Source organism: Hoeflea sp. CAU 1731, assembly GCF_039888615.1.
GTDB lineage: Bacteria > Pseudomonadota > Alphaproteobacteria > Rhizobiales > Rhizobiaceae > Flavimaribacter.
Genome location: NZ_JBDQQS010000001.1, coordinates 519293 through 542170, shown reverse-complemented (window position 1 = coordinate 542170; position 22878 = coordinate 519293). Strand labels below are relative to the sequence as shown.

At 54.3% G+C, this 22878-nt stretch carries 27 protein-coding genes; 10 read left to right on the top strand and 17 right to left on the bottom strand.

Going from position 1 to position 22878, the window contains the following annotated elements; genetic code table 11:
• Positions 1-3 precede the first annotated feature (3 nt).
• Positions 4-453 carry an iron-sulfur cluster assembly scaffold protein gene (locus tag AAFN47_RS02625; RefSeq protein WP_499807650.1) on the bottom strand — a complete coding sequence of 150 codons (450 nt, stop codon included), beginning with the start codon at positions 451-453 and terminating at the stop codon, positions 4-6.
• A 244-nt stretch (positions 454-697) separates the two neighbouring features.
• Between AAFN47_RS02625 and folE the strand changes: the two genes are divergently transcribed.
• The 3 genes from folE (at position 698) to AAFN47_RS02610 (ending at position 2787) form a co-directional block, all read left to right on the top strand.
• A complete protein-coding gene (gene folE, locus AAFN47_RS02620; RefSeq protein WP_499807649.1) occupies positions 698-1288 on the top strand; it encodes a GTP cyclohydrolase I FolE in 591 nt (196 codons plus the stop codon).
• A 28-nt stretch (positions 1289-1316) separates the two neighbouring features.
• Positions 1317-1754, top strand: coding sequence for a phosphoribosyl-AMP cyclohydrolase (gene hisI / locus AAFN47_RS02615; RefSeq protein WP_499807648.1), 438 nt, complete (start codon positions 1317-1319; stop codon positions 1752-1754).
• Positions 1755-1875: 121 nt separating this feature from the next.
• A complete protein-coding gene (locus AAFN47_RS02610) occupies positions 1876-2787 on the top strand; it encodes a patatin-like phospholipase family protein (protein WP_499807647.1) in 912 nt (303 codons plus the stop codon).
• Between the two features lie 42 nt (positions 2788-2829).
• On the opposite strand, the gene AAFN47_RS02605 is transcribed toward AAFN47_RS02610, so the two are convergent.
• The 6 genes from AAFN47_RS02605 to AAFN47_RS02580 all read right to left on the bottom strand — a co-directional run bounded on the left by AAFN47_RS02605 (position 2830) and on the right by AAFN47_RS02580 (position 7941).
• On the bottom strand, positions 2830-3183 hold the full coding sequence (locus tag AAFN47_RS02605; RefSeq protein ID WP_499807646.1) for an AzlD domain-containing protein: 354 nt from the start codon (positions 3181-3183) through the stop codon (positions 2830-2832).
• Positions 3173-3913 (bottom strand): AzlC family ABC transporter permease, encoded by a 741-nt coding sequence (locus AAFN47_RS02600; RefSeq protein WP_499807645.1) that lies wholly within the window; start codon positions 3911-3913, stop codon positions 3173-3175. Before AAFN47_RS02600 ends, AAFN47_RS02605 begins: the two co-directional genes overlap by 11 nt.
• A gap of 16 nt (positions 3914-3929) precedes the next feature.
• Positions 3930-4469 carry a hypothetical protein gene (locus AAFN47_RS02595; protein WP_499807644.1) on the bottom strand — a complete coding sequence of 180 codons (540 nt, stop codon included), beginning with the start codon at positions 4467-4469 and terminating at the stop codon, positions 3930-3932.
• Positions 4470-4471: 2 nt separating this feature from the next.
• Positions 4472-6955 carry an ATP-dependent Clp protease ATP-binding subunit ClpA gene (gene clpA, locus AAFN47_RS02590; protein ID WP_499807643.1) on the bottom strand — a complete coding sequence of 828 codons (2484 nt, stop codon included), beginning with the start codon at positions 6953-6955 and terminating at the stop codon, positions 4472-4474.
• Positions 6956-6965: 10 nt separating this feature from the next.
• Positions 6966-7322 (bottom strand): ATP-dependent Clp protease adapter ClpS, encoded by a 357-nt coding sequence (gene clpS, locus AAFN47_RS02585; RefSeq protein WP_499807642.1) that lies wholly within the window; start codon positions 7320-7322, stop codon positions 6966-6968.
• Between the two features lie 268 nt (positions 7323-7590).
• Complete coding sequence (locus AAFN47_RS02580) at positions 7591-7941, bottom strand: phasin family protein (protein WP_499807641.1); 351 nt, start codon at positions 7939-7941, stop codon at positions 7591-7593.
• Between the two features lie 223 nt (positions 7942-8164).
• On the opposite strand from AAFN47_RS02580, the gene AAFN47_RS02575 reads away from it, so the two are divergent.
• Positions 8165-9655, top strand: a complete 1491-nt coding sequence (locus AAFN47_RS02575; RefSeq protein ID WP_499807640.1) for an SPOR domain-containing protein — start codon at positions 8165-8167, stop codon at positions 9653-9655.
• Positions 9656-9728: 73 nt separating this feature from the next.
• Here AAFN47_RS02575 and AAFN47_RS02570 read toward each other — a convergent pair whose 3' ends face one another.
• The 4 genes from AAFN47_RS02570 to AAFN47_RS02555 all read right to left on the bottom strand — a co-directional run bounded on the left by AAFN47_RS02570 (position 9729) and on the right by AAFN47_RS02555 (position 13197).
• Positions 9729-10430: a DnaJ domain-containing protein gene (locus AAFN47_RS02570; protein WP_499807639.1), complete on the bottom strand. Its 702-nt coding sequence runs from the start codon at positions 10428-10430 to the stop codon at positions 9729-9731.
• Between the two features lie 6 nt (positions 10431-10436).
• On the bottom strand, positions 10437-10844 hold the full coding sequence (locus AAFN47_RS02565) for a hypothetical protein (protein WP_499807638.1): 408 nt from the start codon (positions 10842-10844) through the stop codon (positions 10437-10439).
• A 447-nt stretch (positions 10845-11291) separates the two neighbouring features.
• On the bottom strand, positions 11292-11729 hold the full coding sequence (locus AAFN47_RS02560; RefSeq protein ID WP_499807637.1) for a DUF1489 family protein: 438 nt from the start codon (positions 11727-11729) through the stop codon (positions 11292-11294).
• 67 nt (positions 11730-11796) lie between these two features.
• A complete protein-coding gene (locus tag AAFN47_RS02555; protein ID WP_499807636.1) occupies positions 11797-13197 on the bottom strand; it encodes an L-serine ammonia-lyase in 1401 nt (466 codons plus the stop codon).
• Between the two features lie 156 nt (positions 13198-13353).
• On the opposite strand from AAFN47_RS02555, the gene AAFN47_RS02550 reads away from it, so the two are divergent.
• Together AAFN47_RS02550 and AAFN47_RS02545 are read left to right on the top strand one after the other, a co-directional pair.
• Positions 13354-13596 carry a hypothetical protein gene (locus AAFN47_RS02550; protein ID WP_499807635.1) on the top strand — a complete coding sequence of 81 codons (243 nt, stop codon included), beginning with the start codon at positions 13354-13356 and terminating at the stop codon, positions 13594-13596.
• Between the two features lie 263 nt (positions 13597-13859).
• On the top strand, positions 13860-14849 hold the full coding sequence (locus AAFN47_RS02545) for a heparan-alpha-glucosaminide N-acetyltransferase (protein WP_499807634.1): 990 nt from the start codon (positions 13860-13862) through the stop codon (positions 14847-14849).
• 28 nt (positions 14850-14877) lie between these two features.
• Here the strand turns inward: AAFN47_RS02545 and AAFN47_RS02540 are convergent, their stop codons facing one another.
• From AAFN47_RS02540 to AAFN47_RS02525, 4 genes are all read right to left on the bottom strand, one after another.
• The gene (locus tag AAFN47_RS02540) at positions 14878-15264 is read right to left on the bottom strand and encodes a MerR family transcriptional regulator (protein WP_499807633.1); all 387 of its coding nucleotides are present in this window, start codon (positions 15262-15264) and stop codon (positions 14878-14880) included.
• A gap of 93 nt (positions 15265-15357) precedes the next feature.
• On the bottom strand, positions 15358-16773 hold the full coding sequence (mgtE, locus tag AAFN47_RS02535; protein WP_499807632.1) for a magnesium transporter: 1416 nt from the start codon (positions 16771-16773) through the stop codon (positions 15358-15360).
• A 142-nt stretch (positions 16774-16915) separates the two neighbouring features.
• Entirely contained in the window at positions 16916-17938 is a 1023-nt protein-coding gene (locus AAFN47_RS02530) for a threonine ammonia-lyase (protein ID WP_499807631.1), read from the bottom strand.
• Between the two features lie 5 nt (positions 17939-17943).
• On the bottom strand, positions 17944-18318 hold the full coding sequence (locus AAFN47_RS02525) for a methylglyoxal synthase (protein ID WP_499807630.1): 375 nt from the start codon (positions 18316-18318) through the stop codon (positions 17944-17946).
• A gap of 256 nt (positions 18319-18574) precedes the next feature.
• Here AAFN47_RS02525 and AAFN47_RS02520 point away from each other — a divergent pair, with 256 nt between their 5' ends.
• From AAFN47_RS02520 to AAFN47_RS02505, 4 genes are all read left to right on the top strand, one after another.
• Positions 18575-19612, top strand: a complete 1038-nt coding sequence (locus AAFN47_RS02520; RefSeq protein WP_499807629.1) for a TRAP transporter substrate-binding protein — start codon at positions 18575-18577, stop codon at positions 19610-19612.
• Positions 19613-19623: 11 nt separating this feature from the next.
• Positions 19624-20124 carry a TRAP transporter small permease gene (locus AAFN47_RS02515; RefSeq protein ID WP_499807628.1) on the top strand — a complete coding sequence of 167 codons (501 nt, stop codon included), beginning with the start codon at positions 19624-19626 and terminating at the stop codon, positions 20122-20124.
• Entirely contained in the window at positions 20121-21431 is a 1311-nt protein-coding gene (locus tag AAFN47_RS02510) for a TRAP transporter large permease (RefSeq protein ID WP_499807627.1), read from the top strand. Before AAFN47_RS02515 ends, AAFN47_RS02510 begins: the two co-directional genes overlap by 4 nt.
• A 76-nt stretch (positions 21432-21507) precedes the next feature.
• Positions 21508-22002: an SRPBCC family protein gene (locus AAFN47_RS02505; RefSeq protein ID WP_499807626.1), complete on the top strand. Its 495-nt coding sequence runs from the start codon at positions 21508-21510 to the stop codon at positions 22000-22002.
• Here AAFN47_RS02505 and sufA read toward each other — a convergent pair whose 3' ends face one another.
• Together sufA and AAFN47_RS02495 are read right to left on the bottom strand one after the other, a co-directional pair.
• Positions 22003-22383, bottom strand: coding sequence for a Fe-S cluster assembly scaffold SufA (sufA, locus tag AAFN47_RS02500; protein WP_499807940.1), 381 nt, complete (start codon positions 22381-22383; stop codon positions 22003-22005). It abuts the gene before it with no gap.
• 82 nt (positions 22384-22465) lie between these two features.
• Positions 22466-22861 (bottom strand): SUF system Fe-S cluster assembly protein, encoded by a 396-nt coding sequence (locus AAFN47_RS02495; RefSeq protein ID WP_499807625.1) that lies wholly within the window; start codon positions 22859-22861, stop codon positions 22466-22468.
• Positions 22862-22878: the final 17 nt, after the last annotated feature.

Sequence of the window (22878 nt, the reverse complement as noted above, 5' to 3'; positions counted from 1 at the left end):
TTCTCAAGCTGCCGCTCCGTCCGCGCGGGACTTTTCGATTTGATCAAGCGCATCAACGACCGCATCGAAAGTTAATAAAGTCGAGGCGTGGCGCGCGCGATAGTCCCGCACAGGCTCAAGATATTTCAAATCCTCGAAACGCCCCGTTGGAGGCGGTCCGTTCTCCTTCAGCATCGCGTACATTGTTTTTCGGACGTCGCGCAATTCATCATCTGTCGCTCCGACGATGTTGCACGCCATTATGGAAGACGAGGCCTGACCGAGCGCGCAGGCCTTGACGGTGTGTGAAAAATTGCTCACGACATCGCCGTCCATCTTCAGCCAGATGTTGACAGTGGAGCCGCAAAGTTTTGAATGGGCGCGCGCAGACGCGTCTGCGTCCTCCATTTCGCCGACGTTCGTTATGTTGCCAGCAAATTCCAAAATCTTTTCGTTGTACACTTCGTCGATCATGTGCTTGCACCTTGCGGAACACTACATTGATTTCTTGACACGCTGCGACACTGGCAATTGCCGTTCCTATACACTATTTTGGTCCTTTGTTATGTCATTACAAGTGCAGCATGGCACGGTGACACAGAAACCTTGACACATGGTGCAGACAGTGCAAGCAAGCGGCCTGCCCAAGACGGCAGCCGCCTTATCCGCTTTGTAAATGTTAGGCAGAGCTTACGCCTGCCGCGGAGAATTCACAGTCATGGATGCAATTGTAAAAGACAAACCGACGAAAGCAGAGGCGGAAGCCGCAGTCGAAACCCTGTTGCGCTGGATCGGTGACGACACCACTCGCGAAGGCCTCATCGACACGCCTTCTCGCGTAGCCGCCGCCTATGGCGAGTTGTTTTCAGGTTATGGCAAGTCCCCGGAAGAGGTCCTGGGGCGCACCTTCGAGGAAGTTGCAGGATATGAAGACATCGTCCTTGTGAAGGACATCAATTTCTTCTCCCATTGTGAGCACCATTTGGTCCCCATTATCGGGAAAGCCCACATAGGATATCTCCCGGATCGCCGGGTCGTGGGTTTATCAAAGCTTGTGCGGGTCGTGGATATGTACGCTCGGAGATTGCAGACACAGGAAGCGATGACTGCGCAGATTGCTGAAGCGATAGAAACCCATCTGCGTCCGCTTGGCGTCGCAATCGTTATCGAGGCCGAGCATATGTGTATGGCCATGCGTGGGATTCGCCTGCAGGGCTCGACCACCATGACGACAACTTTTCGCGGCAGTTTCAAGAACGACGTCAACAGCCAAGTCCGCTTCATGACAATGCTGCGCGACTCCGCATAAACGGCAAATCCTCCAAGGGTAAGAAAGTATGTGCAACGCAACCGCCGCAAGCAAGCAGGCTCTTGAGGAAGGCGATACTTTGACGCCTCGCTTCGACGCCAACGGTCTGGTTACCGCCGTCGTCACCGACGCGGACGACGGAACAGTTTTGATGCTGGCGCATATGAATCGCGAAGCTCTGGACCTGACTGTGTCAACCGGAATCGCTCATTATTACAGCCGGTCGCGCAAGCAACTTTGGAAAAAGGGGGAAACCTCCGGAAATCTACAGACGGTCACGGAAGCGAGAATTGATTGCGATCAGGATGCGATCTGGCTCAAGGTGCGGGTCGCCGGGCATTCAGCAACTTGTCACACTGGCAGGCGCAGTTGCTTTTATAGACGTATTGAAGGGACCGATCATGGTCCCCTGCTCCGCACGGACGAATCGCGGCCGCTTTTTGATCCAAGTGATGTTTACGGGTGATTTAGTCGGGAAGTGATTCCAATAACAGATCTGCTTTTGGCGTATCAATCGCTATAGAAAAACTGTTGTGGACTTCCGATATTGATATTGTCCATATTTTGGACAGAAGTTTCCGCCGAATATGCGGCATGGCAATTCCACGGGGATAATCGTGCTGGACAAGACAGAACAGGGATCGATTGCGCTGGCACTCGGTGGCGGTGCCGCTCGCGGCTGGGCGCATATCGGCGTTCTGCGCGCTCTCGACGAGGCCGGAATAAAGGTCGGCATGGTGGCTGGCACCTCTATCGGCGCGCTTGTCGGAGGATGTTATCTTGCTGGCAAACTCGACGAACTCGAGGAGTTTGCGAGAAGCCTGACATTGCGCCGAATTGTCGCCCTGCTGGATTTTGCAGTGGGTGGAAGCGGATTGTTTGCCGGAATGCGCTTGAGTAAGCGGATGCGCCAGCATCTGGAAGGCATGGATATCGAAGATCTGGACCGACCTTTCGTTTCTGTTGCGACCGAGATTTCCACCGGACACGAAATCTGGATACATAGCGGATCGCTTGTCACCGCCATTCACGCGTCTTACGCGTTGCCAGGCATATTTGAACCAGTGCTGTGCAATGGCCGTACCCTGGTTGACGGGGCCTTGGTCAACCCTGTGCCGGTTTCCGTTTGTCGCGCCCATGAGGCGCCGCTGGTGGTCGCGGTCAATCTGCAGCAAGAGCTTTACGGGCGCTCAGCCGTTATCAAGCATCATGCATCAGAAGTTCTGGAAAATGGCGCAATGCAGATCGACAAGACCGATCGAAGAAAAGCCCGAAAAATTGGAATGACCAATGTCATGGTCGAATCCTACAACATCATTCAGGATCGCATCGCGCGGGCGCGGCTTGCCGGAGATCCGCCCGACCTGCTGCTTCTTCCCAAACTGGGTGAGATAGGGCTCGCCGATTTCCATCGTGCATCGGACGCGATCGATCGTGGCTATGAGGAAGCAACAGCGCGTATGGCCGAATTGCGTAGGCTTTGTGAAGTTCTCGTCTGAACACGATCGTTGAGCCAGACTTAAGCATGACAAGCCAGGCGATCAGGATATTGCGAAAAGGCCGCCAAACAGCACGACCTCCGCAACGACAATTCCGACAATCATCTGCTGACGGGACAGTAGAAAGGCTGAAAAGCCTATAGCGCATGCGCCGATGCGAAGCCATACAGGCGTCGTCGACAGGGCACCGGATGGATAAAGAATCATTTGTGCGATGACTGCGGCCACCAGCGCCGTGGCGATCGACCGCACCAGGTACATTACTTCTGAATCATTGCTCAGCCGATTGCCAATGAGAACTCCCAACCAGCGCCAGACATCGGTCACGAGCCATCCGGCGATGAGGATGTAGAGATAGGTCCAGTATCCATTGTCAAAGAGACTGTCAGGACTCATCAGCGCCCCAGAATTTTCGAAACGATCTTTCCAGTGCGAAGGCGATAATTCCGCCGGCAATGCCGGCGACCAGAATCGAATATCCCGGTGTAAGATAGTGGAAAATCGGCCCCAGTATCAGTCCGGCCACCATCGCGAAATAGACTTCCGGGGTGCGGGCGGAAGCCCATATCGAGGTAATGAAATAGATCGGCGTCAGGAAGAACAGAGCGCCCGCCACCATTTCCGGCAGTCTGTCGATGACGCCATAGAGCACAGCGACCAGGACCACATTGGCGCAGGTCATGGTTATTGCGAAACCGGCAAAGAAAGGCAAACGTCCATTTTTCGGAATGTCGCGGACATGCTGCATAGTGTAGACCCATGTGGTCACCGCAATGAAATGAGAGAGAAACAGCAGCTTCCACGTTGGCGTCGACTTGCTTCGTATTTCCGGAATCAGCACGGTCACCATCGGCATGAGCCGCATCGAAGATAGTCCGACGGCGATTGCGGCAGCCGGCAGCGACGCGCCTGCAATCATCGCCCCGATCAGGATCAGTTGTCCCGGCAAGGCCCACATCATTCCCGTCATAAAGGCGACCTGGATCATAGGCACGCCCGTTTCATAGGAAAATGAACAGAATCCGACGAACGCGCCCATCAGAATAAAGGCTGGTATGGATATGATTCCCGCAGCGCCTTTCAAAAACCATTGCAATGAAGAATTGTCGCCGTTGACGCGTTTCACTTTTGCAAAGCCCTGATCACGACATGGTGGCCTGTGCTAACCTCGCTCTTAGCCGATGCGCGCGGGCCGCGAGCGCCTTGCGCTTGCTGGAGAGCGCTGAATCAAGATGGGTTTTGGCGCGTTGTGCGTCGATGCGTCCGGACATTGCTAGATCCACGATTGCCTGAAGACTGCAGGCCGCAACGATGGACCACTCGCTCGTAATGTTTCTCTCGAGCGTTCTCACCAACGTCTCCACCTGGATATCCGACAAATTCATTCTGACGAGTATCTTGGGCAATTGCTCTCCGATCTCCCATTGCTTCGGACGGGCAAGACGTTCAAGCAGGAAATCGCAAGAGGGAACAAAGAGTTCGGGACGTTGCTCGCTAACGCGCATCAACGCGTGCGCTGCATGCGACACCACCCCGGGGTCCGTGTCATCAAGACACTCCAGAACCGCCCCAAGGACCTTGAAATCGGAGAGCGCCATTGCGGCGACAGTTTCACTGGAGCCAGTTTCCCGGCGATCGCCCTCGTGCAGGCGATCGCGGATGCTTGCCTCGACCGCGTCCACTATCAGGACTTGCGCGGTACTTTTGGAACGGTGCTCGTTGCCTTTTTGCGTGCTGTCGATCCGCCCGGTTCCGGCTTGTCGTCGACAGCGTCATCGCCAGCTTTTCTGGAAGATGACGCCTTGGCCTTCGCCGCAGTTTTCCTCGGCTGCGAAGAAGATTTGTTCTTGGGTTTTGCCGGCGGCTTGTCCGGGATGGCTTCAAGAGCGAGACCTGTGGAACCATCGTCGTGCGTCTCAACGGATACTTTAACCGTTCCACCGCGCTTCAGCTTGCCGAACAGCACTTCGTCTGCAAGTTTTTTCTTGATGTGTTCCTGTATGACGCGGGCAAGCGGGCGGGCGCCCATTTGTTCGTCATAACCCTTGTCGGCCAGCCAACCGACAGCATCGTCCGTTAGTTCAAATGTCACGCCGCGTTCGGCAAGTTGCGCTTCCAGTTGCATGACGAATTTCTGGACGACCTGATGGATGACTGGCGTAGGCAGCGATCCGAACGGAATGATCGCGTCAAGGCGGTTTCTGAACTCCGGAGTGAACATCCGGTTGATGGCTTCTATATCGTCGCCTTCGCGCTTTGAGGAGCCGAATCCGATCGCAGCCTTGGCCAGATCGGATGCGCCTGCATTGGTCGTCATGATCAGGATGACGTTACGGAAATCGATCTGTTTGCCATTGTGATCCGTGAGTTTGCCGTGATCCATGACCTGCAGCAGAATATTGAAGAGATCTGGATGCGCTTTTTCGATTTCGTCGAGCAGCAATACGCAATGCGGATGCTGGTCCACGCCATCGGTCAACAGACCACCCTGATCAAACCCGACATAACCGGGAGGCGCGCCCAAAAGACGCGAAACCGTATGTCGCTCCATGTATTCCGACATGTCGAAACGGAGCAGTTCCACTCCAATTGAACTGGCGAGCTGGCGCGCGACCTCAGTTTTACCGACGCCGGTGGGGCCAGAGAACAGGTAGCTGCCGATTGGTTTGTCCGGTTCCCTCAGCCCTGCCCTGGCGAGCTTGATCGCTGAAGAGAGCGCTTCGATAGCGCTGTCCTGGCCGTAAACGACGCTGCGCAGTTCCTTTTCGAGGTTGGCAAGGACATGCTTGTCATCCTTTGAGACAGATTTCGGCGGAATGCGCGCCATCGTGGCTATCGTCGATTCGATCTCCTTATTGGTGATCATCTTCCGACGCTTGTTTTCTTCAATCAGCATCTGGGAGGCGCCGGTTTCGTCTATCACGTCAATCGCTTTGTCCGGCAATTTTCGGTCGCTGATATAACGTGCGGACAATTCCACGGCCGCCTTGATAGCGCCGGAACTGTATTTGACCCTGTGATAGTCCTCGTAATACGGCTTCAAACCCTCAAGGATCTCGATGGCGTCGTCGATACTGGGTTCGTTGACGTCGATTTTCTGGAACCGACGTACGAGCGCCCGGTCCTTCTCGAAGAACTGGCGAAATTCCTTGTATGTCGTCGATCCAATGCAACGAATCGAACCGGAGGAAAGAGCCGGCTTCAAAAGATTGGAAGCGTCCATAGCGCCGCCTGATGTCGCGCCGGCGCCAATGACGGTGTGAATCTCATCGATGAATAATACGGCGCCCTCGGTCTGCTCGAGTTCCTTGACGACCTGCTTCAGTCGCTCCTCGAAATCACCACGGTAACGCGTACCGGCCAGCAACGCGCCCATATCGAGCGCATAGATTGTGGAATCCAGAAGCACTTCGGGCACGTCGCCGTGTATAATGCGACGAGCCAGCCCCTCGGCGATTGCGGTTTTTCCGACACCCGGATCCCCAACATAGAGAGGGTTGTTTTTCGATCTCCGGCAGAGAATCTGGATCGTGCGATTGACTTCCTTTTCACGACCGATCAGCGGGTCAACCTTCCCGTCGCGAGCCTTCTGATTGAGATTGACGCAATAGGCGGTCAATGCATCCTGGTTTTTCTGCTTCGTCGTTTCCTCGGAATCCGACGATGAACTCTGATTTTCGGATTCTGACTCTTCTGCGCCGCGAACGGCGCGCGTTTCCGAAGTGCCGGGCCTCTTTGCTATACCGTGCGATATAAAGTTGACTGCATCGTAGCGCGTCATTTCCTGTTCCTGCAGGAAATAGGCCGCGTGGCTTTCTCGCTCTGCAAAGATTGCAACGAGCACGCTGGCGCCCGTCACCTCCTCGCGGCCGGACGATTGAACGTGAATGACAGCTCGCTGTATGACGCGCTGGAAACCGGAAGTCGGCTTCGAATCTTCGTCATACCCCGTCACAAGGTTAAGCAACTCGTTATCTATATATTCAGTGATGGTGGAGCGCAGAGCTTCGAGGTTCACGCCGCAGGCTCTCATCACCGCCGCTGCGTCCTGATCGTCCATCAGCGCCAGCAAGAGATGTTCCAGTGTTGCGTATTCGTGATGACGATCATTCGCGAAGGTCAACGCCTGATGCAGTGCTTTTTCCAGACTCTGAGAAAATGTCGGCACTACCGTATCCTCATTTCTTTTCCATTACACATTGCAATGGGTGCTGGTTCTGTCGGGCAAAATCCATGACCTGAGTAACTTTGGTTTCTGCCACCTCATAAGTAAAGACCCCACATTCACCAACACCGTGATTGTGAACGTGAAGCATGATCCGGGTGGCTGCTTCGCGGTCTTTGAAAAAAAAACGCTCCAGCACATGAACTACGAACTCCATGGGCGTGTAATCGTCATTGAGCAGTAGAACGCGATACAGGCTCGGCTTTTTGAGTTTCTTACGGGTGCGCGTGATGACGGAGACGCCATTACCTTTTCCGTCTTCGTTGTCATTTTTGTTCTTGTCACCTGCGCGAACAGGATGCGCCGACATCAGTTTTTCTCGTCCGATTCTGTTTTGCCTAGTCACGCGTTTACCCTGGGCATGAACTCCAACACAATTGTGTCCTTTATCTAGTCTTTTTCAATATGGTTTTCAGCCCTGGCGCCGGCAAATTTCAAATTTCCTGGAATCAGACCTTTATGTTCCCGTGAGTCCGACGCCGCAATGTCACAAACGTAAAGCTCAAATGACAAAAAACCCGGCCGCGTGATGCCGCCGGGTCAAACAGAATGAATTGCAGTCTGATGGCGAGCCTCGATCAGGCCGCCTTCTTGGTTGCAGGCGGCGTGGTTGTAGCTACTGCGGATTCGAATGGCTCGTAGGCTTTGCGTGCGAGTTCCATGTACATCTCGCTCATTTTCGTCGCTTCCGTCATGAATTCCTCATAGGCGGATTTTGCGTAATCACTTTGAATTTCGAAAGCCTTGTCGAAGCTTTTCGCCGCCATGAGTTTTTCAAATGCAGCGGTATTTCCTTCGTAGGCTTTCTTGGAGTAATCCGACATCTCGGTGGCCAGCGCCTGAAGGGCCTGAGCCGTTGCCGAGTAATTTGTCAGCATGTTGTCCATCATTTCTTTGCCCATTTTGCTGGCGTCGTCATAAGAAAACATGGTGTATCCTACTTGTAGAATTGTGGGGGGCTGGGTTAGACCTTGGGGCATACGGAGTGCGCCGGTCACATCCTTCATTTAGTTGCGCCGCACAATTTTGTCAATATTTTTGTGCGTCGCAGCGTTCGGATGTATCGTCTCTGTCGGTAAGAAGGATTCGGAAACCATAAACGGATTGGTAACGCTACTTGCCTAAACTGGACCACAATTATCGGATCAAGAAATGCATCAGCAGGCCTTTGGGATCCGTATGTGTGCAGCGAAATTATATTGGACCGAAGCAGTGACAAAGACACAGTTCCATCTCGCCAATCCGGTTTCTACGAAAATCGCCAAACTTCTGTTGCTCGCGTTCGTCGCTCTTGCGATGACCCAAACAGGACAGGCAGTAGCCAATCCAAAGTACGCCGGCATCGTTGTCGACGCGAAAACCGGCAAAACACTCTATTCGTCGAGCGCCGACAGCTATCGATATCCTGCTTCGCTTACAAAGATGATGACGCTTTACCTGATGTTCGAGGCCATCGAACAGGGGCGGATGACAAAAGGCACGCGTATTCGCGTGTCTTCAAAGGCTGCGGCCGAGCCGCCATCTAAGCTTGGTCTTTCTGCGGGCAGCACAATAACGGCAGAGCAGGCGATCTACGCTCTTGTAACAAAATCCGCCAATGACGTATCTACGGCTGTCGCCGAACATCTGGGCGGCTCGGAGGCTGAGTTCGCCCGGCAAATGACGCAAAAGGCGCACTCGCTCGGCATGACGAAGACCACCTTTAGGAATGCGCATGGCCTCCCTAATACAGCCCAGAAGACAACCGCGCGCGACATGGCGCGGCTTGGCATTGCTCTTCGGGAGCATTTTCCAAAGGAATATAAATATTTTTCGACCCGCAGTTTCCGTTTCGGTAAAGCAACCTATGGAAATCACAACAGGCTGCTTGGAGCCGTCAAAGGCGTCGATGGCATTAAAACCGGCTATACTCGCGCATCGGGTTTCAATCTGGTGAGCTCCGTAGATACAAATGGCAGACAGATTGTGGCCGTCGTTATGGGCGGCAAGACGGGAGCCAGTCGCAACGCCCAGATGCAGAAACTCATTGCGCAGTATCTGAACAAGGCCTCGAAGCGTGGTTCAGGCAACCTGGTGGCGAAGACAACGTCGCCATACTATATCGCGCTTCCCGAGATCGGCCCGGTGCCCAAGTCTCGCGATTTCTCCGAGCTGCGCGTAGCGCTCGCCTATTCCAGTCAACCGAAAGCCAGCGAATTTCCTATACCCGTTGCAAAACCGGTTATCGGCAAGGCTGCTCTGATCGACCAACTGAACCAGCAACGCGCTGCTGTCATTCCTGTGAGCCGTCCAGAAACTTCGGTTGTCGTTGCGGAAGTGCAGCCGGAGCCGGAGCCGGAGGCGGCGATCGGCGAAGGGGATGTAGATGAAATCGTAACGTCCAGCACAGCTGCGCCGTCCGGTTGGGTTGTGCAGATCGGCGCCACGCCGAATCGCGCAGAAGCCGAATCAATGCTCCAGGAGGCAAAGTCCAAAACCGGCGGACTCATTTCAAATGCACGGTCCTTCACTGTCGTCACCAACCAAAATGGAGAGCAGTTGCACAGGGCCCGCTTCGCAGGATTTGACGGCAAGTCCGAAGCGTGGAGCGCTTGTAAACAGCTGAAGAAAAAAGGTTACGGTTGCTGGGCTACACAACAGTAATTTGGGCCGCAAATCAAAGGCGCCTTAACCATCAGTTCATATCCTCTGAAATAGTATTCGCGTAGTGGGGATTTTACCTATGTCGACTCAACAGAATATCCTTGGCCTCGTTGATGCGGGCCGCGAGAAAAACAGAACCTCCGGCATCGGGGTGAACGCGTTTCATCAAGCTGCGATGCGCCTCGCGGATTTCAGACTCCGTCGCTCCAACCGAAAGACCAAGGATCTCGTACGCTTCCTCCTCAGTCATGGAGCCCGAAGCTGGCGCAGTTCGCAACCCTTCGTCCATGTCCGCGTCAAGGTCGTCACGCCAGGCGGGTTCTCTGCGGTCAAGATACGCCTCTAGGACCTGAACGGATTCCGGATCGGATTCCAGTTCACGACGCAAGACATACAGATCTTCCTTTTTCATTTCTTCCAGCATCTGCCCTTCATAACGGCCGGCAAGGACCAGGCCGTTCATGTCCCCGGTATCAAGGTCCAGTTCCATTTCCAGCGCTGCGGTTCGAACCCGTGATTTTCGATTTCCCTGGGTCCCGGGTGTCGTGCGCGCGCGCATTTTGGCGCGGGTAAACATTGCAAGAGCCAGTGACATGAGGCCAAATCCAAAAGCCCCTCTCCCGGTAATTGTCAAAATCAGACCAAATATGCCGAGGGCTATTGGCGCAGACATGCGCAGCGTCGCGGCAATCTGACGCGCATCAAGACGCAACAAGGCCATGCCTATGCCGCCCATAAGCAATGTAAACAATGCAAGATAGATAATTATCGTCATGGAGTTTCAGCCGCGTTTGCCGGACAGCTGTTCCAGCAACAGTTTTGATTCCGATATGCGGCTTGATTGCAGCGCCTTCATGCCTCCGGAAGCATATACAGCAACCGCTTTCAGCAAATTTTGCAACGTGTTCGCTGCGTTCTCGTCAAACTGAAAATAGGCGCCCTTGCTCAGTCGCGCGATTTCCTTAAAGGCTGTCTGCGCGACCGGATCCCGTCCTTCCTGAAACATGAAACAGGGCGCCTTGCGTATTCCTAGTTCTCCCGCAAATTCGCAAAGCCGGTCGATACTCTCTTCCATGGCGTCACCGATATAGACGAGCGCGCTAACCGGCTCCCTGACGGCTTCATCCCTCGTGTGACGGAGAACCTTTGCTATCTGCGTGTGGCCACCGCGACAGTCGATTCGGGTCATCAGATCTCGTAATTGATCCGTGTCGGACACCCAACGCGAAGACTGGCATTCGCCGAACCCGCGAAAATAAACTAGTTGCACCTTAAGACCACCCGCTCGTCCAACTGCGTTGAACATCTCGCCTTGTAGTCTGCAGGCCGCATCCCAGGTAGGCTGCCTGCTCATCGTTGCATCGAGCGCAAAAACAAGTTTTCCTGCTTTGCCGCCGGTTGCCGGTGCGATATTGCGCGCAGCTTTCAGGAACGCCGACACTTCCTGTGTGGAAGAGACGTCGTCATTTCGACTAAGGTTTCCGGAGGGGCGCCTCCTGTCTACGTCCTTGCCGCCCATCAAGTACTCCACCGATCAATTCTGTAACTATAATAGCACTCAGTGATGTAGTGCATGCGAACAGAAGTGCGAATGCGTTATTATCTGGCTTCTCGAAAGCACTACAAGAAACTTCTGCTACAGCAGACCGAGTTCAGCCAATTCTCGACGCAGTTCCGGCGGCAGAGCCGTCAATCCATCGTTTGGATCCTTCAGGTCCCGTGGAGCGTCTTCGCTTTTCAGATAGCGCCAGCCCTGAAAAGCTCTTCGTGGCTGCCAGTCCGTATGGACAAGTGTCGGTTCCAATACGATTCGACAGCGTGAAATTCCCGATGAGTCCGTAAATGGCCGGATTTCGTAGATTACTTGTCGAACCTGTATGTTGCCTTTGATTACCCAATAAAGCGATCCGCCGTCGACCAGTTCGTCAGCGCGTTTTGGAATCATCCGTGTCGTATGAAACTGGATGACTTCCTCGCCCGCCCGCTCCTTCTCTTTCAATCTGAAGAGAATCCACGATTCCAGATCTTCGACCGAATCTACACCGACGCATAGTTTTACGAGATTAAGACCCATGCCCTAGCAAGTAACCTTCGCAGCTCGCTGGTCAAGTCGGTACGAGAGCTGTCCACAACCGCGCTGCTCAGCATTCAACCACGTTCACAGCCAGGCCACCCTCGCTAGTTTCCTTGTAGCGGTCATTCATATCAATGCCGGTCTGACGCATTGTTTCCACGCAAGCGTCGAGCGGTACGAAATGCTGCCCGTCTCCCTTGAGCGCCAGTGAAGCGGCTGTGACGGCTTTCACCGCACCCATTGCGTTTCTCTCGATACAGGGAACCTGAACGAGACCGGCGACTGGATCGCAGGTCATGCCCAGATGATGTTCAAGGGCTATTTCTGCGGCATTCTCGACCTGTTGCGGCGTTCCGCCCATTACCGCTGCAAGTCCGGCTGCGGCCATGGCCGCAGCCGAGCCCACCTCACCCTGACAGCCGACTTCTGCTCCGGATATCGAAGCATTGTGTTTGATCAGTCCGCCGATCGCCGCGGCAGTCAGCAGGAATTCCCGAATTCCCTTTTGATCAGCCCCACTCTGAAACCGTGTATAGTATTTGATCGTCGCCGGGATCACACCGGCGGCGCCGTTTGTTGGCGCCGTTACAACCCGTCCGCCGGAGGCATTCTCTTCATTCACCGCCATCGCATAGACACTTAGCCAGTCATTGGCGAGCAACGGGTTTGGCTGATTGCGTTGCCACTCGCTGTCTAATTTCTCATGAATGGAGCGCGCGCGCCGTTTTATTCTGAGACCGCCAGGCAATTCGCCTGTCTGTCGCAGGCCTCTTTCGATACAGCCTCCCATTGCCGACCAGATTCGATCCAGCCCCGAATACAGTTCATCCACTGTCTGTCGCGTCACTTCGTTCGCCTGCTTCATTTCAGCAATGGACAATCCGGAGGCCTGCGCCATTTCCAACATCTCGGAAGCGCTGCTGAAGGGATAAGGAACCTCTTCAATCGCTTGATTCTCGGTTTCGCTTTTCATGGCGTCCAGCTCAAGATCCGTAACGACGAAACCACCGCCAATCGAAAAATAGATCCTCCGCAACAGCTGACGATCATCGTTGTCGAAGGCTGTAAACGTCATCCCGTTTGCATGCCCGAGAAGCGGGTTCTTACGGTCGAATACAAGATCAGACGCAGGATCGAAACGATAGGCCGGGTGTCCTGGCGGTTCAATGACGCCATTGTTTTCAACCGCCTCAATGATCGCATCCGTCGCATCGGGATCAACACTGTCCGGCTTTTCACCACACAGGCCCAGTACAACGGCGCGCCCCGAGCCATGCCCGATCCCGGTATAGGCGAGAGAACCGTGCAGGCTTACTTTAAGAAAGGTGATCTCGCTGCCATATGGCCTCGGCCAGTCTCCGGTGACTATCTCATTCAGAAACCGGTTGGCGGCTGTCATGGGACCCATGGTATGTGAACTCGAAGGGCCCACCCCGATTTTGAAGACATCGAATACCGAAAGGAACATTGCAGTTTCCAGGAATGCTAGAGGCGTCTTTTCGTTATCATATATTTTTACGCCCGCGTGTCTTCCGGGATTATCGACACGCCGTGGCATGAGGGCGACATCAGAACAAAAAGATGCGGCGTGAGGAAAACCTCACGCCGCTCTTTGAAACAGATCATGAACTTGATTGGTTCAGACGCCACCGAACAGATAGATGAGAAATATCAGGATGGCAAAACCGAAAACCGCGCGGGCTGTAACTCCCCAGCAGGATTTCTGAACGGTATCTTCCATTTTGGCTCCGAAAAGTGCCCTGTTATAAGCCGCGCCATTAACAATCAGTCGCGGCAGAGCCGTGACATATTAGATGCGATGCGCTTTCGCAACTGCAAAATGGCGATTTTGTGTCAGGCTTTTTAAAACGATTATATCTTGATGAAAAGAGGCTCGTATTTTCAATCTCTTAGTTTGGCAAGCGGCCTTGGGGACTTTGTTAAAAAAGTGTGAATGCTGCGTCAAAGCATCGGCGAAAAACCCCTTGGAATATGTGATTTTGTACGCAGAATGAAACTGAGTCGGCGCTTTGTGTCGTGCGACGTACGCGATTGCTGTTTGATACGCCGTTGGCAATGGTGTTGCTCTAAACTATTTTGAACGCGTCAGGTCTAAGTCATATCCTTCCCATGAAATTCTTCGGCACATACATTTCCCGACTCGGCAGATCGCACGCCCTACCGATCCGCGGACGAATTCGGGTGTTCGATGTGGCCCGCGGCGTCGCGCTGGTGGCGATGGCGATCTATCATTTCACCTGGGACCTGGAGTATTTTCACTATGTTCCTGCGGGACTGACCGCCGAAGGCGGCTGGAAGATTTTCGCCCGATGCATCGCAGGAAGCTTTCTGTTTCTGGTTGGAATCAGTCTGGTGCTCGCTCACGGCGGCCGGATCAAATGGCGACCGTTTTTCGGCAGGCTGGCAATGATTGTCCTGGCGTCGCTCGCCATCACAATCGTCACTTATCTGATGATGCCTCAGCGATACGTTTTTTTCGGGATACTTCACTGCATCGCCTTGTCCAGCCTGCTTGGTCTAGCCTTCCTCAGGCTCCCGCCGGTATTGATTGCATTGGCCGGATTTATGATAATTTTCTTGTCGCCCTATTTACATACGACGCTGTTCGATCACCCCCTACTCAACTGGATCGGACTGTCGACCTACACAATTCGTTCAAACGACTATGTGCCTCTCTTTCCCTGGTTTGGGCCAGTGTTGATCGGAATCTCGGTCGGGAAAGTTCTCAAAAGGACTGATGGTCTGGCAAGACTGGGAGCGCTCTATCCCGCGAATGATCCTGTTGGCCAAGGATTGTCATTTTTGGGAAGGCACAGTCTGGCATTCTATCTGATACATCAGCCGTTGTTGTACTCGATCGTCTTTGTGTTCAGTCTTTTTTTCCAGGCTGACCTGAGGCCGGTTTATAGCAACCTCTGCAATCCGAACTGTGCACAAAATGATTCAATCGCATTCTGTCAGCGCTATTGTCAGTGCACCGGAGACAAGTTCCACGAAGCAGGGCTTCTGGAAGATCTCCTATATGACAGGCTGGTCTACCAGGGCAATGATACTGTGACCTCTGTGGTTTCGAGTTGCACTGCGGAATCCCGCAAATAGCAGCGAACATCAATATGTATGGATTTGGTCAGGAACCAACGCGCAGTTCGGCGAGACGCGCCAGACACGCCTCGTCGACATTGTCCAGTTCTGAGAGTGTTTCCTCGATGTCTTTGCGCTTCTGATTGAGTTGATCGCGCTTTTCCGCTACGCGCTGCATCATCAACTCAAGCTGCCCGATTTCACCCGGCGGCCCTTTGTATATGTCGATAATTTCGCGGATTTCCGCTATAGTAAAGCCGAGCCTCCTGCCCCTCAGGATTTCCCCGATGAGGTGACGGTCGGACGCCTTGAATAATCTGGTGCGCCCTCGCCGCTCCGGATGGATCAGTCCCTCATCCTCATAGAATCTCAGGGTGCGGGTCGATACGCCGAACTCGCGCGTCAACTCGGTGATGGTATAGTATTTATGCATTGGCTCTCATGATGTTGAGAGGACAGTGAATGACTTTTACGTAAAAGTCAATTTTCTGGCTGTCCTTGCGCAGTCTTCTCTGAGCAAAGTCTCCTATAGGAGACCGAACCACCATCCCGCCAAGCCAAGGAATGAGAAAAAGCCGACAATATCTGTCACGGTCGTCACAAAAACCGCTGACGCAAGCGCGGGATCGACTCCGATCTTGTCGAGCAACAATGGCAGCAGAATACCGGCGAGCGCCGCCGAAACCATGTTGATCACCATTGCTATAGCAATTACCAAGCCGAGCTGCGCATTGCCGAACCAGAGGAAAGCCATAATCGCGACCAGAACGGCGAACAACAGGCCGTTGATCAATCCGATCCAAGTTTCGCGCCGAATGATTCGGGCGGCGTTGTAAATATCCAAATCACGCGTCGCCAGCGCGCGGACGGTCACCGTAAGCGTCTGCGTACCCGCATTGCCTCCCATTGACGCGACGATTGGCATCAGGACAGCGAGCGCCACCATTTGCTGGATTGTCGCATCGAAAATTCCAATGATCAACGAGGCAAGTATTGCTGTCGCCAGGTTGACGAGCAGCCAGGGAAAGCGCGAACGCACGGTGGATACGACGTTGTCCGATAGTTCCTCATCGCCAACACCCCCGAGAAATTTAATGTCCTCCTCCGCCTCTTCTTGGATCACGTCGAGGACATCGTCGATTGTCAGAACGCCGACCAGCCTGTTGTTTTCGTCAACGACGGCCGCTGACAAGAGGTCGTATTGGCTCATCAACTGGGCGGCGTCTTCCTGGTCCATAAGAGCCGGAATGGACCTGCTGGTCTCGTGCATAATGTCTTCGACGCGCACTTCGCGCCTGCTGCGAAGGATACTGTCCAGGTCGATTGCGCCAAGCAGTCGAAACGTAGGATCGACAACGAAAACCTGGGCAAATGAAAAGGGAAGATTTTCATCTTCACGCAAATAATCGATGGTCTGTCCGACGCTCCAGAATGGCGGCACGGCGACGAATTCGGTCTGCATCCGTCGTCCGGCGGTCTCTTCCGGATAGTCCAGCGAGCGACGCAGACGAACCCGTTCCGTAAACGGAAGACGCGCCAGGATGTCGTCTTGCTCTTCCGGGTCCAGATCCTCCAGAATGTAAACTGCGTCGTCGGAATCGAGTTCGCCAAGACCTTCGACCATTTGCTCGATCGGCAGGTCCCCGACGATCTCGCGGCGCACGGATTCGTCCACCTCGGTCAACGCCGTAAAGTCGAAATCCTCTCCCAGCAGTCCGACAAGAGCCTTACGTTGCTCCGGCTGAATGGACTCCAGCACATCACCGAGTTCTGATTCATGAAGGCTGGCGACCTGCTCTTTCAAAAACAGGATGTCGCGGTCGGCAATCGCAGCGCCTACGCGAGCGAGATACTCGCTGCGGATAACACCGTCATCGTCGTAGATATCGGTAGCTTCTGCGGCCGTATTTTCGGCTGCAGTATCTTCAGCCTCTTCGCTCATTGATATCCATGGGTGCGCGCGTGTTCAGGATTTCGCGGAACATAGAGCGACTGCAGACCAAAGGAAACAGGCTGGCGCAGTCAATAGGGACGATTATCTAATTGGGAACCATCGCGAGAAGCTACTGAAAAACAAAGCTCAATCAACGCGGCGGTACATTATCCCCTTTTGCCAGACACTCGGAGAAAATTGCCGGATCAACATTGCCGCCTGAAAGAACCACCGCGACAGTACTGCCGGCAAATCGCTTGCGTTGTTGTAGAAGGGCAGCGAATGCAGCCGCCCCACCGGGTTCGACGACGACCTTCAGATTCTGGAACGCGAGGAACATGGCTGACAACGCCTCGTCATCGGAAATGGCGTATCCGCCGCTTACGTATTCCTGAATGACTTTGAATGGTCGCACGCCGACGGACTTGGTCAATAACGCGTCGCAGATTGTCCTCGTCTGGAAATCTGCATGCTGTCTGGTTCCGGTTGCGAGCGAACGGATGACATCGTCGAAACCCGCCGGTTCAGCAAACCATATCGACGTGTCCGGCATGTAGGATTTAACCGCGAGGGCGATCCCTGACAGCAGCCCGCCTCCGCCAGCCGGACAAAAGACGTGATCCACACGGGTTCCGGCCTCGATCGCGTCTTTTGCAATTTCCAGACCTGTCGTCCCCTGCCCGGACATGATGTCGAGATCATCGAACGGCCTGACTATTTCGGCGTTTGTTTCCGCGGCGATTGCGTCGGCGATGGCTTCACGATCTTCGGTAAATCGGTCGCAGGTGACGACGTTTGCTCCGTATGCGCGCGTGTTTTCCGACTTTATGACAGGCGCATCGTCCGGCATGACGATGGTACAGGAGAGGCCGAGTAGTTGCGCCGCATGAGCGACGCCTTGAGCATGGTTGCCGGATGAAAAGGCTACGACGGGTTTACCAGGTTCCGATTCGGCCAGCCTCGAGAGTTTCGTATAGGCGCCGCGAAACTTGAATGAGCCGGTTTTCTGAAGGCACTCAGGCTTGAACAAAACACGCATACCCAAATATTCATTGAGCAGCGGCGCTTCCAGCAATGGCGTTTTTACTGCCTGGCCTTTAATGCGCTCGGCAGCATTCTCGATCATCGCCAGATCGATTTGACCCTGATGCTGTTCTGCTTCGGCAATTTTCATGTGTTTTACCTCGAAATATGGTCGAGAACGGCGTTGGCTGTCGAGATACTGCACGCCAGAGGCAAATCATAGACTATAGCCAATCGCGTCAGAGCCTTTACGTCTACGTCATGCGGCAGGGGCGAAAGTGGGTCGACAAAGAAGATCAAAGCGTCAAGCTGATCCTCGGCGATCAAGGCGCCAATCTGCTGATCGCCACCCAACGGGCCACTTTTCAGAGCCTTCACGTGGAGTTCAGGAAGCGCAGCGCTTATCCGGCCGCCTGTCGTGCCTGTCGCCACAATCTCCATGTCCGAAAGGCGCGACGCATTTCGAACGACCCAGTCGACAAGAGCATCCTTCTTTGCGTCATGGGCGACGAGTGCGATTCTGATGGGCATGGTCAGAAGTTTTCCGATTTACGGCAATGCGCTTGGTTATAACAGGACATCGGTGAAGAAAAGCCGTCGTCTGTAAATAGCAGGCATCGACGGTCTTGATTGGTTTAAATCTAAAATATAATTTTCGTTTTCGGTTCGCGTCACCCGATTACAACCGTTTGCATGGTGGAAAGGACGCGAATAATTAATTGACCAGTCGGTCGGCTTATGGCCTAATGACTGCGCAATCAGCCCGGGACAACCGGAGGAGGAACATATGGGTACTATTTCAAAAGTTGGCGCTGTCAGCGCTCTCTGCCTTTCAATTGCCGGCGTTTCGATATCCGCGCAGGCTCAAACAACGGAGTTGACGGTCTCATCCTGGCTGCCGCCGTCACATCCGATCGTTGAAGATATGGTTGTACCTTGGATCAAACAGGTCGAGGAAGCAACGAATGGTTCAGTCTCCATCAAGATACTTCCTAAACCGGTTGGGTCCCCGCCGGCGCATTTCGATATCGCACGCGATGGCCTGGCCGACATAACCTACGGCGTCCATGGCTATCAACCTGGCCGTTTTGTGCTCACATCCGTCGCCGAAATGCCGTTTCTTGGCGACAGCGCAGAAGCGACGTCAGTCGCCTATTGGCGCATTTATGAAAAATACATGGCCGACAAGGGCGAACATGACGGCGTGAAAGTCCTGAGCGTTTTCACCCATGGTCCCGGCGTCATCATGACAACCGGCGATCCGATCGAACAGATATCCGACCTCGACGGCATGAAGATCCGCGTCGGCGGCGGCATCATCAAGGACCTTGCCGGCGCCATGAACGTGGTGGCCATCCTGAAACCAGCAACCCAGGTTTATGAAATCCTGTCGCGCGGCATCGCTGACGGCGTGTTCTTCCCGATGGAATCTCTGGCGGCTTTCAAGCTTGAGGGGCTGCTCAAAAACCTGACGGAAGTCCCGGGCGGCCTCTACAACACCTCCTTCTTCCTGGCCATGAACCCGGCCACATATGACAAGCTGACGGATGAACAGAAAGCGGCGGTCGATACTGCTTCCGGCGAGGCGTTTGCGAAACTTGCCGGCTCCGCATGGGACGTGGCGGATGAGGAAGGCCGTGAGGTCGCACTCGACAACGACATTCAGATCATGACGGCGTCGGAATCGTTTGTCGGAGAAATTGCGACGGCCGCTGGCCCTATCATCGACGCCTGGTACGTTGAAGCCGGCAAGAAGGGCGTTGACGGCAAAGCGATGCTTGATGAGTTCAAGCAGCTCGCGAAAGAACTCGAAGCCTCCAACTGAGCCGCTGACTGATGTCAGAAACAATATCCAGGGTCGCGCGCGTCGCGACCCTTATTCTTGAGATCAGCGGCGCCGCGCTTCTCGTGGCGATGATGCTGATGACATTCGCAGATGTTATCGGGCGCTATTTTTTCAACAGCCCGATCGATGGCGCATTCGAACTCACCGAATTGATGCTGGCGACACTGCTTTATTGCGGACTGCCGCTCATATCAATGCGTGACGGCCATGTGACAGTCGACCTCCTGGAGGGTGGACTTTCATCGAGAACGAAGCGTGTGAGAGATGCTATCGTCAACCTGTTGATGGCTGGCGCATTGGCGTTTCTCACGGTGAAGCTTTGGGGCAAGGCGGACCTTTCGAGCTATGACACGACGGCTATTCTCGAAATTCCGCTCGCGCCGCTGATGCGTTTCATGGCCATTTCATGCGGCGTCAGCGCAATCCTGACGCTTATGCTGCTGCATTTTCCGCACAAACCCGTCAATCGGGAAGTGGTGGCTGGGCAATGATTGAATCCCTTATTGGTTTTGTAGTGCTTCTGGCGCTGGTGTTCATGCGAATCCCCATTGCGCTCGCCATGGGCATCGTTGGTTATGTGGGTTTCGGCATGTTCGTTTCCTTCAGCGCGGCAGGCAGCCTCATTGCAAACATGGCCTACGAGACCGGCGTCAATTACGAACTGTCGGTCGTTCCACTGTTCGTATTGATGGGCAATCTGGTGTCGCGCGCCGGCCTGTCGGAAGAACTCTATAACGCGTCAAATGCGTTTCTCGGACATAGACGAGGCGGTCTTGCGATGGCCACGATTGTGGCCTGCGGCGGCTTCTCTGCAGTGTGCGGTTCCTCAATCGCCACGGCCGCGACGATGTCGAAGGTGACGATGCCTTCCATGCGGAAATTCGGATACTCCGATTCGCTGGCTGCCGGCGCCATCGCTTCCGGCGGGACGCTTGGCATCCTCATCCCGCCTTCGGTCATTCTGGTCATTTACGGCGTGATGACGGAAAGCAATATCGGAAAGCTCTTTATCGCAGGAATTCTTCCCGGAATTCTCGGTGTGTTGCTGTACATGGCCGCCGTGCGCTTTACCGTCTGGCGCAAGCCGGAATCCGGCCCGCCCGGCGATCGCGCTGACTGGTCGCAACGTTTCAGGGCGCTTCGCTCGACCTGGGCGGTGATCTTCCTGTTCATCCTGATAATCGGCGGCATCTATGGCGGCATCTTCACGCCGACGGAAGCAGCCGGCGTAGGCGCTACCGGCGCATTCCTTATTTCATTCCTGCGCCGCAAGCTCGGATGGAAAGACCTATTCTCAGTGCTCGTGGAAACGATCGAGACAACGGCCATGCTGTTCTTCGTGCTGATCGGGGCGCAGATATTCTCAAATTTCATCAACTACGCTGATCTGCCGAATATCCTGACTGACTGGATCCTCGGAATGACAGTGTCGCCCTATCTGGTCATGGCGCTGATTCTCCTGATTTATCTGCTGCTCGGCTGCGTCCTCGAAAGCCTTTCTATGATCCTCCTGACTGTGCCGGTTTTCTATCCGGTCATACTGGGGCTCGATTTCGGAATGAGCGAAGAAATGACGCTTATCTGGTTCGGCATCATTGTCGTCGTCGTAACCGAGATCAGCCTGATAACGCCTCCAATAGGCATGAATGTATTCGTGTTGAAAGCAATGCTCCCGGACGTATCCACCGGCAAGATATTTTCAGGCGTAACGCCATTCTGGGTCGCCGACGTCGTTCGGTTGTCCCTCCTGGTCCTGATACCGGCGATATCGCTCATGCTGCCGAGGTTCATGAATTAGCGCGCAGGGATTTCTACCCTATCCTGTGCGCACAGTCCTGCTATAACAGAGCAACTCCCGATGGAAGCTCTGTCCTATGTCGGAACACGATAAGCTGTCGCTCTTCGTCAATGCACCACCTGTCGCCGTGTTTTCGGTGCTTGCCGACGTCAAGAATAGAACCGTCATTCTGTCCGGAGTCCGGAAAGTACGGCTGTCTGGCCCGCTACCCATAGACGCTGGTAGCAGCTTTCGGGAATGGCGAAGGGATTCCGTCAGGCTGTCAGGAATTGTCTTCCGTTTAGCGACATTCAATCCGCCTCGGGAAATCACCTTCAATAAGCGCGGTCTGGTCATCCAGGTGAACGTGCCGCTGCGACTGGAGTCAGATCATGACGGAACGCATCTGACTGGTCAGGTCGCGGTGTCAAGCCGTCTCATCCCGGCGCCCCTCCTCCAGCTGATCGAAAGACCGGTGTCGCGGTATTGGTCCCGGCTATTCGAAGCAGACCTGATGGCGATCAAGAAATATGTCGAGCAGCGCGCCAATCCAGTGTGGCGCGCCGGTCTGCGCTCGAAACATGATGCCTGATCAGTTGCCCGTCTGAACGACCGGGCTTCCCTTGTCGGCAAGCGCCTTGAGATCCGCCGGCTTCAACTCGACGGATTCACCGCAGCCGCAGGCCGATGTCTGATTGGGGTTGTTGAAGACAAAACCGGAGCGAAGTTTCGTGGTTTCGAAATCCATTTGCGTGCCGAGAAGAAAAAGCACGGCCTCGGGCGCAACGAAAACGCGCGCGCCATCATGATTGACTTCGTCATCCTTGTCGTTCGTTTCACTCGCGAGATCGACCGTGTATTCCATTCCTGCGCAGCCGCCTTTCTTGATGCCGACACGCAGCCCAATGGCCGGTTCGGCGGCGTTGGCGACTAGGGCCTTTACGCGCTCTGCGGCTTTGTCAGTCAGGGACATTATTGCAAATTGGCTCACGACAGTCTCCGTACAAAACAGGAAGCACTCACCGGAAATATAGACTCATCGGCTCATATTTCAATCAGTACCAGCCGACCGCTATCTGCGCTTCTTCCGACATGCGATCGGGAGTCCATGGTGGATCGAACGTCATGTTGACGTCGACATCCATCACGCCTTCGACGGAACGGACGGCGTTTTCCACCCATCCCGGCATTTCTCCGGCAACGGGACAACCCGGTGCCGTCAGCGTCATGTCGACCTTGACTGTCCGGTCATCCTCGATGTCGATGCGATAGATCAGGCCGAGTTCGTAGATATCCGCGGGGATCTCGGGGTCGTAGACAGTCTTCAGCGCGGCTATGATGTCGTCGGTCAGCCTGGCGAGTTCTTCGCGCGGAAGGGCGGACGCGGAAAAAGTCCCTTTGCCGGCGTTGTTTTCTTCAGGTGCGATATCAGTCGTTGTCTCTTCCGTCATGCTCAACATCCCTGTTT

Bases quoted from the DNA above. Each gene is read 5' to 3' on its own strand.
- AAFN47_RS02625 (WP_499807650.1), bottom strand. From the start codon at position 453: ATGATCGACGAAGTGTACAACGAAAAGATTTTGGAATTTGCTGGCAAC.
- folE (WP_499807649.1), top strand. From the start codon at position 698: ATGGATGCAATTGTAAAAGACAAACCGACGAAAGCAGAGGCGGAAGCC.
- hisI (WP_499807648.1), top strand. From the start codon at position 1,317: ATGTGCAACGCAACCGCCGCAAGCAAGCAGGCTCTTGAGGAAGGCGAT.
- AAFN47_RS02610 (WP_499807647.1), top strand. From the start codon at position 1,876: ATGCGGCATGGCAATTCCACGGGGATAATCGTGCTGGACAAGACAGAA.
- AAFN47_RS02605 (WP_499807646.1), bottom strand. From the start codon at position 3,183: ATGAGTCCTGACAGTCTCTTTGACAATGGATACTGGACCTATCTCTAC.
- clpS (WP_499807642.1), bottom strand. From the start codon at position 7,322: ATGTCGGCGCATCCTGTTCGCGCAGGTGACAAGAACAAAAATGACAAC.
- AAFN47_RS02580 (WP_499807641.1), bottom strand. From the start codon at position 7,941: ATGTTTTCTTATGACGACGCCAGCAAAATGGGCAAAGAAATGATGGAC.
- AAFN47_RS02575 (WP_499807640.1), top strand. From the start codon at position 8,165: ATGCATCAGCAGGCCTTTGGGATCCGTATGTGTGCAGCGAAATTATAT.
- AAFN47_RS02570 (WP_499807639.1), bottom strand. From the start codon at position 10,430: ATGACGATAATTATCTATCTTGCATTGTTTACATTGCTTATGGGCGGC.
- AAFN47_RS02565 (WP_499807638.1), bottom strand. From the start codon at position 10,844: ATGACCCGAATCGACTGTCGCGGTGGCCACACGCAGATAGCAAAGGTT.
- AAFN47_RS02560 (WP_499807637.1), bottom strand. From the start codon at position 11,729: ATGGGTCTTAATCTCGTAAAACTATGCGTCGGTGTAGATTCGGTCGAA.
- AAFN47_RS02555 (WP_499807636.1), bottom strand. From the start codon at position 13,197: ATGTTCCTTTCGGTATTCGATGTCTTCAAAATCGGGGTGGGCCCTTCG.
- AAFN47_RS02550 (WP_499807635.1), top strand. From the start codon at position 13,354: ATGAACTTGATTGGTTCAGACGCCACCGAACAGATAGATGAGAAATAT.
- AAFN47_RS02545 (WP_499807634.1), top strand. From the start codon at position 13,860: ATGAAATTCTTCGGCACATACATTTCCCGACTCGGCAGATCGCACGCC.
- AAFN47_RS02540 (WP_499807633.1), bottom strand. From the start codon at position 15,264: ATGCATAAATACTATACCATCACCGAGTTGACGCGCGAGTTCGGCGTA.
- mgtE (WP_499807632.1), bottom strand. From the start codon at position 16,773: ATGAGCGAAGAGGCTGAAGATACTGCAGCCGAAAATACGGCCGCAGAA.
- AAFN47_RS02530 (WP_499807631.1), bottom strand. From the start codon at position 17,938: ATGAAAATTGCCGAAGCAGAACAGCATCAGGGTCAAATCGATCTGGCG.
- AAFN47_RS02525 (WP_499807630.1), bottom strand. From the start codon at position 18,318: ATGCCCATCAGAATCGCACTCGTCGCCCATGACGCAAAGAAGGATGCT.
- AAFN47_RS02520 (WP_499807629.1), top strand. From the start codon at position 18,575: ATGGGTACTATTTCAAAAGTTGGCGCTGTCAGCGCTCTCTGCCTTTCA.
- AAFN47_RS02515 (WP_499807628.1), top strand. From the start codon at position 19,624: ATGTCAGAAACAATATCCAGGGTCGCGCGCGTCGCGACCCTTATTCTT.
- AAFN47_RS02510 (WP_499807627.1), top strand. From the start codon at position 20,121: ATGATTGAATCCCTTATTGGTTTTGTAGTGCTTCTGGCGCTGGTGTTC.
- AAFN47_RS02505 (WP_499807626.1), top strand. From the start codon at position 21,508: ATGTCGGAACACGATAAGCTGTCGCTCTTCGTCAATGCACCACCTGTC.
- sufA (WP_499807940.1), bottom strand. From the start codon at position 22,383: ATGTCCCTGACTGACAAAGCCGCAGAGCGCGTAAAGGCCCTAGTCGCC.
- AAFN47_RS02495 (WP_499807625.1), bottom strand. From the start codon at position 22,861: ATGACGGAAGAGACAACGACTGATATCGCACCTGAAGAAAACAACGCC.